The sequence below is a fragment of the Staphylococcus sp. 231237_7MaSpsaltlick genome (genome assembly GCF_043107035.1).
In genome coordinates this window covers 1-14,200 of sequence record NZ_JBICNX010000019.1, presented here as the reverse complement: position 1 = coordinate 14,200, position 14,200 = coordinate 1, and the positions used below count along the sequence as shown (strand labels likewise).

Here is a 14,200-nt window from a genome sequence, read left to right as displayed (position 1 = left end):
ATGGTAGTTGGAGATTTCCCAATTGAAACAGATACTATTGTAGTTGGAGCAGGACCAGGAGGTTACGTTGCAGCAATTCGTGCAGCGCAATTAGGTCAAAAAGTAACAATCGTTGAAAAAGGCGAATTAGGTGGCGTATGTCTAAACGTTGGATGTATTCCTTCTAAAGCTTTATTACACGCTTCACATCGTTATGATGAAACAAAACATTCAGAAAATTTAGGGGTAATTGCTGAAAGTGTTTCTTTAAAATTTGATAAAGTTCAAGAATTTAAGCAATCAGTAGTTAAAAAATTAACTGGTGGCGTTGAAGGTTTATTAAAAGGTAATAAAGTTGAAATCGTTAAAGGTGAAGCTTATTTTGTTGATAACAACAGTTTACGTGTTATGGACGAAAAAAGTGCGCAAACTTATAACTTTAAAAACGCGATTATTGCAACTGGTTCTAGACCAATTGAAATCCCTAACTTCAAATTTGGTAACCGCGTTATCGACTCAACTGGCGCATTAAATTTACAAGAAGTTCCTGGTAAATTAGTCGTTGTTGGTGGCGGTTATATCGGTTCTGAATTAGGTACTGCATTTGCTAACTTCGGTTCTGAAGTTACGATCTTAGAAGGTGCAAAAGATATCCTTGGTGGATTCGAAAAGCAAATGACTCAACCTGTTAAAAAAGGTATGAAAGAAAAAGGCGTTGAAATCGTAACTGAAGCTATGGCAAAATCAGCTGAAGAAACTGATAATGGCGTTAAAGTAACTTACGAAGTTAAAGGCGAAGAACAAACAATTGATGCAGATTACGTATTAGTAACTGTAGGTCGTCGTCCAAATACAGATGAATTAGGCTTAGAAGAACTTGGTCTTAAATTCGCTGATCGTGGTTTATTAGAAGTAGATAAACAAAGCCGTACTTCTGCTGATAATATTTATGCTATCGGTGATATCGTACCTGGTTTACCATTAGCACACAAAGCAAGCTATGAAGCTAAAGTTGCAGCTGAAGCTATCGCTGGAGAAGCGTCAGAAGTAGACTACATCGGTATGCCTGCTGTATGTTTCACTGAGCCAGAACTTGCACAAGTGGGTTACACTGAAGCTCAAGCTAAAGAAGAAGGTTTAGAAGTAAAAGCTTCTAAATTCCCATATGCAGCTAACGGTCGTGCATTATCATTAGATGATACAACTGGTTTCGTTAAATTGTTAACATTAAAAGAAGATAACACATTAGTTGGTGCTCAAGTTGTTGGTACTGGTGCTTCTGATATTATCTCTGAATTAGGTTTAGCAATTGAAGCTGGTATGAATGCTGAAGACTTAGCGTTAACTGTACATGCTCACCCTACATTAGGTGAAATGTCTATGGAAGCAGCTGAAAAAGCTATTGGATTCCCAATCCACACTATGTAATATAGTAATTGTGCTATAACACAATTTATGAATAATGGCCACTGGTGCAAACTAGTGGCTATTTTTTTAATTTAAAACAATATTTAGGTTAAATAAGTATATATTGTCACGTTGAATGGAGGATTAATAGTATGGAATATCAATATCCTATAGATTTAGATTGGTCTAATGATGAAATGATGGATGTCGTTTCTTTTTTTAACGCAGTAGAAGCATATTACGAAACAAAAGTTGAAGGAACTCAGCTCATAGATAAATATAAGAAGTTTAAAAATGTTGTGCCAGGTAAAGCTGAAGAAAAACAAATATTCAAAGAATTCGAAAAAAGTAGTGGCTATAATAGCTATAAAGCAGTAAAAGCAGTGCAAAGTTCACCAGAACAAAAATATTTTAGTGTAAATGATAAATAACTATTGTCATGATTGCTATATTCTGATATTTTTATTAAGCATTAAACAAAATGTTTGATAATAGTAAACAGAATATAGCATTTTTTAATTTCTATTTAAAAAAAGTTGGAAATTCAAAGTGCAAATGAGAAAGATTGAAAAATAGGTGACGCTATGGAAATAGGTAAAAAATTAAAAGATTTAAGACGTATTAAAAATTTAACACAAGAAGAATTGGCAGAACGCACGGATTTGTCTAAGGGCTATATATCACAAATTGAAAGTGGTCATGCTTCACCTAGTATGGAAACATTTCTAAATGTGCTTGAGGTATTAGGAACTAATCCGGGAGATTTTTTTCAAACTAAAGTGGAAGAAAAAGTGCTATATAAGCAAGCTGAGCAAAAAACTTATGATGAATATGATAAAGGTTACTTATTAACATGGCCTGTAACAAGATCAAATGAGTTTGAAATGGAGCCATTATTGTTAACATTGAAAGGTAAAAGTGCTTATAAAAATTTTAAGCCATCCCCGTCAGATACTTTTATTTATTGTCTAGAAGGTGAAATTTCATTGATGCTTGGTGATAAAGCGTATCATGCGAGTCAAGGAGATGCTTTATATTTCAAGGCAAATCAAATACATAAACTATTTAATCCATCGACATCACAAGCTCGAGTTATGGTAGTTGCTACTGCATCTTATTTATAGGAGGATAAAACTTATGAAACCAATATTATCATTTAAATCAGTTAGCAAATCGTTTGATGGGTCAACTGTTTTAGACAACATAGATTTAGATATCGAATCGGGTCATTTTTACACATTATTAGGGCCTTCTGGATGTGGAAAAACAACAATCTTAAAGTTGGTTGCTGGATTTGAACAAACAGATCATGGTGAAATTGTTTACAAAGACCAAGTGATAAATGATTTACCAGCAAATAAAAGAAAAGTAAATACAGTATTCCAGGACTATGCTTTGTTTCCGCATTTAAATGTGTATGATAATATCGCATTTGGATTAAAATTAAAGAAATTAAATAAGCGAACTATAAAGCAAAAGGTTAAAGAAGCCTTAGCATTAGTGAAATTATCTGGTTATGAGACTCGCTCAATTGATGAGATGAGTGGTGGACAAAAGCAACGTGTAGCTATTGCACGTGCAATTGTTAATGAACCAGAAATTTTACTTTTGGACGAATCGTTATCGGCACTAGATTTGAAATTGAGAACAGAGATGCAGTATGAATTACGTGAAATACAGTCCAGATTAGGTATTACGTTTATTTTTGTAACGCACGACCAAGAAGAAGCTTTAGCGTTAAGCGATTATATCTTTGTTATGAAAGATGGTAAGATACAACAATTTGGTACGCCAACTGATATTTATGATGAACCTGTAAATCGATTTGTTGCAGATTTTATTGGTGAGTCAAATATTGTACAAGGACAAATGGTCAAAGACTATGTTGTTAATATTTACGGTCAAGACTTTGATTGTGTTGATATGGGAATTGAAGAAGGGACTCATGTTGAAGTTGTTATTAGACCTGAAGATATTTCACTTATAGCAGCAGAACAAGGTTTGTTTGAAGTCACGGTAGATACAATGTTATTTAGAGGCGTCCATTATGAAATAAACTGTATTGATCGTAAAGGCTATGAATGGATGATACATTCCACTAAAAAGGCTGAAATTGGAAGTAAAGTAGGACTATATTTTGATCCAGAAGCAATACATATTATGGTGCCTGGTGAAACAGAAGAGGAATTTGATAAGCGTATTGAGAGTTATGAGGAGCATGAACATGAAGCAAATTAATAAATTTTTATTTGTACCATATATTTTATGGATGATACTGTTTATTATTGTGCCAGTATTGCTGTTGATTTATTTTTCATTTTTTGATTTACAAGGTCATTTTAGCTTTGAAAATTATAAAAAAATATTTTCAGCAACTTACTTTAAAATGATATGGGATTCTATTTTATATGCTCTAGCAATTACGATAATCACATTACTAATCAGTTATCCTGCAGCATATTTTATTCGTGCTTCGAAACACCAAAGTTTATGGTTATTAATTCTTATTATACCAACGTGGATTAATTTACTGCTAAAGACCTATGCATTTATTGGTATATTCAGTCATGATGGTATTATCAATCAAGTGTTGACTATGCTACATTTACCAAAAGCTGATTTGTTATTTACGACACCTGCTTTTTTAATTGTTGCTAGTTATATTTATATTCCATTCATGATTTTACCCATTTTCAACAGTATGAAAGATATTCCTAATAATGTACTACAAGCATCTACAGATCTGGGAGCAAATGCATTTACCACATTGAGAAAGGTCATTATTCCATTAACAAAACAAGGTGTACTTACAGGGATACAAGTTACATTTATTCCGGCATTATCATTGTTTATGATTACTAGACTGATTGCAGGTAATAAAGTGATTAATATAGGTACGGCGATAGAAGAACAATTCTTAGTGATTCAAAACTATGGACTAGGCTCTACAATAGCGTTATGTCTAATTGTCTTTATGGCTATTGTACTTATTATTACAAATACTAAATCTACGAATGGAAAAGGGTGAATCACATGAAATGGTATGGTAAATTATATATCTTTATGTTAACTGCGTTGTTATATATTCCGATACTATTTTTGATGGTTTATTCATTTAATGCAGCAGGTAATATGATACACTTTGAAGGTTTCACGTTGGACCATTATCGTGATTTATTTCAAGATGATCGGTTGATGGCAGTTATTTTTAATACAATTGCAGTTGCTTTGTTAGCAGCTTCAATTGCTACTGTTATCGGTACGATGGGTGCAATTGCACTGTATCATTTAAAAAATAAGAAAATACGTGTATCATTACTTACTTTGAATAATGTATTAATGGTTTCTTCTGATGTAGTGATTGGTGCTTCATTTTTAATCATGTTTACAGCAATTGGACATTTCACAGGATTAGGGTTAGGATTTACAACGGTCCTAATCTCGCATATTGCCTTTTGTATCCCAATTGTGGTTATTATCGTATTACCTAAATTGTATGAAATGAATCATCATACTCTAGATGCTGCAAGAGATTTAGGAGCAAGTGAATTTCAAATTATGAATAAAGTCATGTTGCCACAATTATTCCCAGCAATTATTGGAGGATTCTTTATGGCACTAACTTATTCATTGGATGATTTTACTGTCAGTTTCTTTGTTACTGGTAATGGTTTCAGCGTCTTATCTGTTGAGGTTTATGCTATGGCGCGTAAAGGTATTAGTATGGAAATTAATGCAATATCTACAATTCTATTTGTGGTTATTTTGTTAGGTGTCTTAGGCTATTACTTAATACAGAATCTCATCAAACATAGAGGTCAAATGAAGCGAGGTATTGAACGATGAAACGATTTTTACAACTAATACTTGTTTCTATCTTGATTGGTTTGATTTGTTTATTTATCAGTCATAAGTATACTGCTAAAGAACATACTAAGAGCGGTGAGAAAATTTATGTTTATAATTGGGGAGAATATATTGACCCAAGTTTAATCAAAAAGTTTCAAAAAGAAACCGGCATTGAAGTAGTATATGAGACATTTGATTCGAATGAAGCTATGGAAGCTAAAATCCGTAACGGTGGTACACATTATGATGTAGCCTTTCCGAGTGATTACACGGTAGAAAAGATGAAAAGTGAACATCTTTTATTACCTTTAAATCATAAAAAGATACCTAATATTAAAAATTTAGATTCTGATTATATGAATATGCCATATGATAGAGGCAATAAATATTCAATGCCATACTTTTTTGGTACGGTAGGTATTTTATATAATAAGAAAGCTTACCCGAATGCATCATTCGACTCTTGGCAAAGCTTATATAACAAACAATATAAGAATGATATATTGCTTGTTGATGGAGCTAGAGAAATTATAGGATTATCACTCAACAAATTAGGATATAGTTTAAATGACACGAATAACACACATCTAAGAGAAGCGGAAAGTAATTTGACGAAACTCGGTCCTAATGTTAAAGGTGTGGTAGGTGATGAAGTTACGATGATGCTAGAACAGCACGAAGCTAATATTGCTGTTGTATGGAGTGGTGTGGCAGCACCAATTGTACAAGAAAATGATGATTTTGATTACGTCGTACCAAAAGAAGGATCAAATTTATGGTTCGATAATATGGTTATTCCTAAAACTGCACAAAATAAAGCAGGGGCGTATAAATTCATGAATTTTTTATTGGATGAACGTAATAACAAACAAAATACAGAATGGGTTGGATATGCAACGCCGAATAAAGCAGCGAGAGCTTCGTTACCAGCTGAAATTAAGCATGATAACCGTTTTTATCCTTCTCAACAAACACAGTCTAAATTGGAAGTTTATAAAGATTTAGGAAAAGAAGCATTAAGTGAATACAATGAAAGATTTTTAAATTTTAAAATGTCCTTAAAATAGATTGTAGATAGTAGTTATTTTAGGATTAATTAGATATAATTATTTGACAAGCATTATAAGGAGTTGTGATTACATGTCAGGAGATCAATATACTCAAGTTAGGCGACCTGTGAGTCGTATAGCTGAAAAAGTATTGGGATGGTTAAGTTGGATATTTTTACTATTATTAACCATCATTACGATGTTTATCGCACTAGTTTCATTTAGTAGTGATACATCGATTCAAAGGTTAGAGACATCTTTAAATGGCAATGATTTTATTCAACAAATACTCGCGAATAATAGTCTAAATACAACTCAATTTGTAATATGGCTACAAAATGGTATTTGGGCAGTAATTGTTTATTTCATTATTTGTTTATTAGTGTCATTTTTGGCCTTAATTTCTATGAATATTAGAATATTATCTGGAATTTTATTTTTAGTAGCGTCTGTAATAACGTTACCTTTAGTATTACTATTTGTACCACTCATTATACCGATTCTATTCTTTATCACAGCAATCATGATGTTTGCGAGAAAGGATAAAGTTGAAACTGTACCTGGTTATTATGCAGATGAACCATATGATGCATATGAGCGTTACGAACGTCCTGAACGTCAAACAAATGAAGGTCATTATAGTGAGCCGGTAGAACCTGTAAGAGAGGAACCGCAATCTAACACAGGAACTACTCAAGAGCAACAAGGTTCAGCAGATAATCAATTACGTCGTGGTGGTTACTCTTCTGATGTGGCACAAAAGGTAAATGCTTCAAATGGCGATTCAGAAGAAGAGCCAGCAGTGTTATCTAGACAAGCCAAGTATAATTATAAAAATAAAAAACAACAAGACGATTTTGGTGATGTCAGTAGCGTTTATGATGAAGAGGGCAATGCTGTAAATGATAATACTGCGCATAAAGAAGAAGATGAAATGACGCGTGAACAACAAGAAGCATTGGAAAGAGAAAGACAACAACGCGAGGCTGAAGAGGCTCAACGTAGACAAGCTGAATATGAAGAACAACAACGCTTGAAATACGAAGAAGCACAACGTAAAGAAAGAGAAAAACAAGAACGTGCAGAAGAAAAAGCGCGCATAAAGCAAGAAAAGAAAGAACGAAAACAACGTGAAAAAGAACGACGTAAACAAATGCCAAGTGCAGCCAACCAACGTCGAATGAATTTTGAAGAACGTAAAAAAATGACGTCACATGATGAGAAACAACAAAAGGCTGAACGTTCAGTAGAAGATGGTTCTCAATCGCAAGATAAGGAAAAATAACTAAAAATGTTTCAGTAAGTATTTAAATTTCTGAACTATGGAGAAAGGCAATTTCTATTAATATAGAAATTGCCTTTTTATTATGGAATAAAGCATACGTTAGTGGCTCAATATGGTATATATTAAAATAGATGCGTTACAAGTCTTATGTTTAAGTTTCATAACGCTAACAAACATTGATATAAAAAATCCCTCCAAAAATTCATTGGAATTTTTGGGGGATTTCTAGTATATATAATCTAAGTTTTAGTTATAATTCTTGGAAAGTTTGAACAATAAGATAAATATTTAAAATACTTAATATTGTTATAAGTATCCATGAGATTACATTGATCCAAGTTTTATTTTTAAATTGACCCATTAATCCATAATTGTTTGTTGCAAGTTGTAATGGTATCAGTGAAAATGGTAAGGCTATACTTAAAAATACTTGAGAAAAGACAAGCAATTGTTCCATTTTTGCTTCATTACTATTGAAAATAATTAAACAGAAAATAATAGGAAGTATTGCAAGTAATCTAGTGATTAAACGTCTCAACCAATTTGGTATTTTTAAATTAATAAAACCTTCCATGACTATTTGTCCAGCCATAGTACCAGTTATTGTAGAATTTTGACCAGAAGCTAACAAGGCAACAGCAAATAAAGTACTCATTATTGCTCCAAGGGATGCGCCTAAAATTGGTTGATAGTGTAATGCAGTGTATAAATCATAAAAGCCACCCAGTTTTTCAGTATTTACACCATAGAAAAGTGCCGCCCCTAAGATAAGTAATAGACAATTTATTACAAATGCAATCGATAATTGTATATTGGAATCCAAAATAGCATATTTGATAGCTTGCGCTTTTGATTTCATATCATGTCTATCATACATTCTAGTTTGTACGATAGATGAATGTAGATATAGATTATGGGGCATAATTGTTGCGCCGATGATACCTAATGCAATAAATAAGGCACTATTATCAGTTATAATTTTACTATGAGGAACAAATCCATTTAACATACTCGTAACATCTGGCGAAGCAATAAATACTTCAAATATAAAAATAACCAGTACAGTAAAAATCAATGTACCGACAATCGCTTCAATTTTTCTAAATCCAAAACGCATAATAAATAACAGTAAAAAGACATCTAACACAGTGATTAAAGCACCTACAAGTAAAGGAATATCAAACAGTAAGTCGAGTGCAATTGCACTTCCAATAACTTCTGCAATATCCGTCGCAATAATAGCGAGTTCTGCTATTATCCAAAATATAAAAGACATGGGTTTATTGAGGTAGTGCTTTGTAGCTTGGGCTAAATCCATACCTGTTGCTATTCCTAATCTCACAGTCATACTTTGTAATAACATAGCTGATAAACTTGAAAGTAAAATCACGAATAGCAAAATGTATCCGAATTGTGCGCCACCTTGCATAGATGTAATCCAATTCCCAGGATCCATATAGCCAACAGCAACCAATAGTCCCGGTCCTAAATATGACAATAGCTTTTGACTGAACTTACCGTCTGAAACAACAGTAACTGTATTGTTTATTTCGTCCATACTTTTTTGTTGTGTATCATTTTGTTGAGACATATTGCCTCACCTCCAATATAAAACTTAATAATCATCAGATTAACCCAAAAAAAATATTAGGTCAACCTAAAATATTTGGAAATTGTTTGAATTGTACTATATTGAACGCTTAAAATTAATAGTTGACTTGAATGTTTAAACTTATGAAAATTTGCTATGATAGAAGAAAAGCATTGAGAGGAGGAGTAAGATGAATAGAAAAGCAGAAAAGATACTATCTTGGATTGCCAATGCTTTAAGTATTGTATATTTATTGTTTATCGTACTATGTTTGTTCATGATTAATGTACCTGACTTTAAAGAAGTCTTTAATCAAATGAATCAACAACAAGGGTTAGATATGTCATTAGGTACGTTCAAAGCCTCATTGACTTTATTGACAATTTATTTGTTAGTTTCATTGGTATTAGGTGTAATTGGTACATTTTTAATTAAGAAAAATAGAGTTTTAGCTGCATGTTTATTAATTGTAGCAGCATTGACTGCTATTTTTTCAAGTAACTTGATTGCATTAATTTTATGGTTAATTGCAGGTATCATGTTATTCGCTAGAAGACCAAACAACAAGACCAAGAATAGCAATCATGGTGAATCTTTCAACAATAATGATAAGCAACATAATATAAATAGCAACAATAATACCTTTGATGAGGAAACACAACAACGTAAAAGAAAAAAAGATGACGATCCATACATTTATTAGTAGTAGTTACAGCAAAGTATAAAAAATGCCGGGCCATATGAAGAGGCTCGGCATTTTTAATTCATGGCTTTTATATAGAGAGATAATTTGAATTATCTATAGAAAGTAAGTAGTTGTTCAAATGTTTCTTCTAAATAGCTTAAAAAGGCTTTGTCAGATTTTAATTCTGCTGCTTGTGGTGTTAAAGTACGAGCAATAAAGAATTCACCTTTTTTAACTTTTTTAACGCGATCAATTGCTTTATGTAGTTCGTCGTCAGACATATCTTTAATATATGTCTTTGTTTGATTCATATGGTCTAAACTTACGCTATAATCTGTAGGTAATTGTTTAATTGCATCAAATTTATCTTCGAAGACTTCTACACGTTGGGCTTTATCTTTAGCTTCGTGCATTACACCATACATTACAAATAATTGGTCTTCAAATAAGCCAATTTGAAAATGTGGTAACATTTTATAGCCTCGGTTATTCGTAGCAAAGGCAACCCATGTATCTTTTGGTGGATTAACACTTCGACGTGCGTGTTTAGCAACATGAGGATAGAATTGTTCGCCAGTAGTTGTCTCTAAGTATTGTGCGAAGTACTCTCCAAGTGCATTGAGTTGTGGACGAACATGTTCGTCGAGTGCTTGCATACGTGCATCTAAACCATCTACTTGGAATGATTTAAAATCCTTAGGTTTAAAAGTATATTTTGTCATATTAACCTCCTGTACAACTTCATAGTTTGGTTGTATTGTAGCACATTCTTTAAGAACATACATTTGGTTTGTTTCAAAGTTAAACAATGTAAACACGCGTGTGAAGGGATAATAAATAGGGTATAACAAAATTATTAGCGAAATTGGATGTAAATTTCAAATAGGACTGATACATATAATGAAGAAAATAGATAAAAATACGTCCGTTACCTTTTTATGTAATAAGTAATGTATAATAGAAGTGTTAAGGAGCTGAGACTATGACAGTTTATGAATTTGCAAAAGGTCTGATTTTAGAAGCGGGCAATAATGTTAAAAAAATTATGAAACAAGACATAGAAATTGAAACGAAATCTAATCCTAATGATTTAGTTACTAATGTAGATAAAGCAACTGAATTATTTATATATGATACAATAAAAAAGACATATCCTGACCACAAAGTGATAGGTGAAGAAGGTCATGGACATGAATTAACTGATACACAAGGTATTATTTGGGTAGTTGATCCAATCGATGGTACGCTGAATTTTGTACATCAAAAGGAGAACTTTGCAATATCTATAGGCATTTATTCTGATGGCAAACCATATGCAGGTTTTGTCTTTGATGTGATGAATGATGTATTGTATCACGCTAAAGTAGGTGAAGGTGCATTTGAAAATGAAACGCCACTTGCACCTATAGAATCAACTACATTAAAGAAAAGTATTATCGGGATAAATCCCAATTGGTTAACAAAACCGAAATTAGAAGATGTATTTAAGCCAATTGTTGATGAAGCAAGAAGTGCAAGAGCATATGGCTCGGCAGCATTAGAAATTATTCATGTTGCAACAGGAAGGTTGGCAGCATATATAACACCTAGGTTACAACCTTGGGATTTTGCAGGTGGTTTAATTATATTAAATGAAGTAGAAGGTGTTGGTACTGATTTACAAGGACAACCATTATCCTTATTCAGAGCCAACTCAATTGTTATGGCAAATCCTCAACTTCACGAAGAACTTGTATATCATCACTTTCCTCAAAATAAAGAGATTATAGAGTTGATTCAACAACGTTTAACAGGTCATAAGTGAGTGTATTTATAAAAGAACAAAGCCCTTAAATGAAATTGATGTTTCATTTAAGGGCTTTGTTACTTATAATTTGAAGCTTATGATTTATCTTAGGTGTTTGAATGGTTATCTTTGTTATACAAGTTTATTTTTAAAGTGAATTACAGCCAATCATTTTCACGATATTTCTTTTTTAACGTGAAACCGTAACCAAATGTTGCAATGAATAATATAAGTGTTAAAATCATCAGTGGAACATTTGTAGCTGCTAGACTAAAGCTAAATAAAAGCAAGAATACAATCGCTACGACAGCGAGTACCCAAAATATTGCTTTAGATTTTTTTTGTTGCATCCCGACCACACCTTTATAGTTTTCTTTAACCAATTATATGATATAATAAAAAAGTTGCAAAGAAAAGTGGGAATTTACTCGAGAAAGGAAATTGTAATATGACTAATTTAAGAGAAGATGTTCGTAACATAGCAATCATCGCTCACGTTGACCATGGTAAAACAACACTAGTTGATGAATTATTAAAACAATCAGGTATCTTTCGTGAAAATGAGCATGTAGATGAAAGAGCAATGGATTCAAACGATTTAGAAAGAGAACGTGGTATAACTATTCTTGCGAAAAATACAGCAGTAGATTATAAAGGGACAAGAATTAATATCCTAGATACACCAGGACACGCAGACTTCGGTGGCGAAGTTGAACGTATTATGAAAATGGTTGATGGGGTTGTATTAGTTGTTGACGCTTACGAAGGTACAATGCCTCAAACACGTTTTGTATTGAAAAAAGCTTTAGAACAAAATCTAAAACCAGTAGTAGTAGTAAATAAGATTGATAAACCAGAAGCAAGACCTGAAGGTGTTGTGGATGAAGTATTAGACTTATTTATCGAATTAGAAGCTTCAGACGAACAATTAGATTTCCCAGTTGTATATGCTTCTGCAGTTAATGGTACTGCAAGTTTAGATGCTGAAAAGCAAGATGAAAACATGCAATCATTGTATGAAACAATTATCGACTATGTACCAGCACCTGTTGATAATAAAGAAGAACCTTTACAATTCCAAGTTGCATTATTAGATTATAATGATTATGTTGGACGTATTGGTGTAGGTCGTGTATTCCGTGGAACAATGCGTGTAGGAGATAGTGTATCTCTATTAAAATTAGACGGTTCAGTTAAAAACTTCCGTGTTACAAAAATCTTTGGTTACTTCGGTTTGAAACGTGAAGAAATTAAAGAAGCACAAGCTGGCGATTTAATTGCAGTTTCAGGAATGGAAGATATTAACGTAGGTGAAACTGTAACACCGCACGATCACCAAGAAGCGTTACCTGTCCTTAGAATTGATGAGCCTACTTTAGAAATGACGTTTAAAGTTAATAACTCACCATTTGCAGGTCGTGAAGGTGACTTCGTAACTGCACGTCAAATTCAAGAAAGATTAGATCAACAATTAGAAACAGATGTTTCATTAAAAGTTACTCCAACAAACTCTCCAGATACGTGGATTGTTGCTGGTCGTGGTGAATTACACTTATCAATCTTAATTGAAAATATGCGTCGTGAAGGGTTTGAACTACAAGTTTCTAAACCTCAAGTTATTATTAGAGAAATTGATGGCGTTCAATGTGAACCTTTTGAACGTGTACAATGTGAAGTACCACAAGAATATACAGGTGCAGTTATTGAATCATTAGGCCAACGTAAAGGTGAAATGTTGGATATGGTTACTACAGATAATGGTTTAACGCGAATTATCTTTATGGTACCTGCTCGTGGATTAATTGGTTATACAACAGAGTTCATGTCACAAACACGTGGATATGGTATTATTAACCATACATTTGAAGAATTTAGACCACGTGTTAAAGGTAGAATTGGTGGACGTAGAAATGGTGCATTAGTATCAATGGATCAAGGCCAAGCTAGTTCATATGCCATTATGGGACTTGAAGATCGCGGTACAAACTTTATGGAACCAGGTACAGAAGTATATGAAGGTATGATTGTTGGTGAACATAACCGCGAAAATGATTTAACTGTAAATATTACAAAAGAAAAACATCAAACTAACGTTCGTTCTGCTACAAAAGATCAAACAGTTACAATGAAACGTCCAAGAGTATTAACACTTGAAGAAGCTTTACAATTTATTAATGATGATGAATTAGTAGAAGTTACGCCAGAAAGTATTCGTATTAGAAAAACAATCTTAGAAAAGTCAGCACGTGAAAAAGAATCTAAACGTTTAAAACAAATGATGCAAGAAGAGGAATAAATGAAGTTTTCATCTCTTAGATGTAAATATAATCGCTCATTAGATTATTCACTACAATAGGAGTTACGGATATAAATCATTGAAAAATGCCAATCCAAAAGATTAAATTTTAATCTTTTGGGTTGGCATTCTTTATTTTAATATATCGTATAAATATAGCGAACATAGCTAGAATGCTTAGAGTAGAGACATCACCTCATAACCTTGATACATACCTTACTTCTTCTTAATTTAGAAAAAATACTAAATTTAAAATTAGGTAAAAAATACAAA

14 protein-coding genes are annotated in these 14,200 nt (G+C 32.7%); 11 read left to right on the top strand and 3 right to left on the bottom strand.

The annotated features are described in order from the left end of the window. The 8 genes from lpdA to auxB all read left to right on the top strand — a co-directional run bounded on the left by lpdA (nt 1) and on the right by auxB (nt 7,569). Nucleotides 1-1,407: a dihydrolipoyl dehydrogenase gene (gene lpdA, locus ACF91D_RS23715; protein WP_042738993.1), complete on the top strand. Its 1,407-nt coding sequence runs from the start codon at nt 1-3 to the stop codon at nt 1,405-1,407. Nucleotides 1,408-1,538: 131 nt separating this feature from the next. Next, the gene (locus ACF91D_RS23710; protein ID WP_107527501.1) at nt 1,539-1,817 is read left to right on the top strand and encodes a UPF0223 family protein; all 279 of its coding nucleotides are present in this window, start codon (nt 1,539-1,541) and stop codon (nt 1,815-1,817) included. Between the two features lie 153 nt (nt 1,818-1,970). Then, nucleotides 1,971-2,510 carry a helix-turn-helix domain-containing protein gene (locus ACF91D_RS23705; protein ID WP_042738991.1) on the top strand — a complete coding sequence of 180 codons (540 nt, stop codon included), beginning with the start codon at nt 1,971-1,973 and terminating at the stop codon, nt 2,508-2,510. 13 nt (nt 2,511-2,523) lie between these two features. Then, a complete protein-coding gene (locus ACF91D_RS23700) occupies nt 2,524-3,624 on the top strand; it encodes an ABC transporter ATP-binding protein (RefSeq protein WP_107513108.1) in 1,101 nt (366 codons plus the stop codon). Then, complete coding sequence (locus tag ACF91D_RS23695; protein ID WP_107513109.1) at nt 3,611-4,414, top strand: ABC transporter permease; 804 nt, start codon at nt 3,611-3,613, stop codon at nt 4,412-4,414. Before ACF91D_RS23700 ends, ACF91D_RS23695 begins: the two co-directional genes overlap by 14 nt. 5 nt (nt 4,415-4,419) lie before the next feature. Next, complete coding sequence (locus ACF91D_RS23690; protein WP_042738988.1) at nt 4,420-5,232, top strand: ABC transporter permease; 813 nt, start codon at nt 4,420-4,422, stop codon at nt 5,230-5,232. Continuing rightward, on the top strand, nt 5,229-6,302 hold the full coding sequence (locus tag ACF91D_RS23685) for an ABC transporter substrate-binding protein (protein WP_042738987.1): 1,074 nt from the start codon (nt 5,229-5,231) through the stop codon (nt 6,300-6,302). The genes ACF91D_RS23690 and ACF91D_RS23685 overlap by 4 nt, the downstream gene beginning before the upstream one ends. A gap of 73 nt (nt 6,303-6,375) precedes the next feature. Next, nucleotides 6,376-7,569 carry a lipoteichoic acid stability factor AuxB gene (gene auxB, locus ACF91D_RS23680; RefSeq protein WP_107527504.1) on the top strand — a complete coding sequence of 398 codons (1,194 nt, stop codon included), beginning with the start codon at nt 6,376-6,378 and terminating at the stop codon, nt 7,567-7,569. 250 nt (nt 7,570-7,819) lie between these two features. Here auxB and ACF91D_RS23675 read toward each other — a convergent pair whose 3' ends face one another. Next, entirely contained in the window at nt 7,820-9,160 is a 1,341-nt protein-coding gene (locus ACF91D_RS23675) for an Nramp family divalent metal transporter (RefSeq protein WP_392437807.1), read from the bottom strand. Nucleotides 9,161-9,350: 190 nt separating this feature from the next. Here ACF91D_RS23675 and ACF91D_RS23670 point away from each other — a divergent pair, with 190 nt between their 5' ends. Next, nucleotides 9,351-9,863: a DUF4064 domain-containing protein gene (locus ACF91D_RS23670; RefSeq protein ID WP_107527694.1), complete on the top strand. Its 513-nt coding sequence runs from the start codon at nt 9,351-9,353 to the stop codon at nt 9,861-9,863. Between the two features lie 92 nt (nt 9,864-9,955). Here the strand turns inward: ACF91D_RS23670 and ACF91D_RS23665 are convergent, their stop codons facing one another. Then, nucleotides 9,956-10,567 carry a YktB family protein gene (locus ACF91D_RS23665; RefSeq protein WP_107527695.1) on the bottom strand — a complete coding sequence of 204 codons (612 nt, stop codon included), beginning with the start codon at nt 10,565-10,567 and terminating at the stop codon, nt 9,956-9,958. A 260-nt stretch (nt 10,568-10,827) separates the two neighbouring features. On the opposite strand from ACF91D_RS23665, the gene ACF91D_RS23660 reads away from it, so the two are divergent. Further along, nucleotides 10,828-11,649: an inositol monophosphatase family protein gene (locus ACF91D_RS23660; protein WP_107527696.1), complete on the top strand. Its 822-nt coding sequence runs from the start codon at nt 10,828-10,830 to the stop codon at nt 11,647-11,649. A gap of 140 nt (nt 11,650-11,789) precedes the next feature. Here ACF91D_RS23660 and ACF91D_RS23655 read toward each other — a convergent pair whose 3' ends face one another. Continuing rightward, nucleotides 11,790-11,981, bottom strand: coding sequence for a DUF5325 family protein (locus ACF91D_RS23655; protein ID WP_042738981.1), 192 nt, complete (start codon nt 11,979-11,981; stop codon nt 11,790-11,792). 98 nt (nt 11,982-12,079) lie between these two features. On the opposite strand from ACF91D_RS23655, the gene typA reads away from it, so the two are divergent. Then, the gene (gene typA / locus ACF91D_RS23650) at nt 12,080-13,927 is read left to right on the top strand and encodes a translational GTPase TypA (RefSeq protein ID WP_107513333.1); all 1,848 of its coding nucleotides are present in this window, start codon (nt 12,080-12,082) and stop codon (nt 13,925-13,927) included. Nucleotides 13,928-14,200 lie beyond the last annotated feature (273 nt).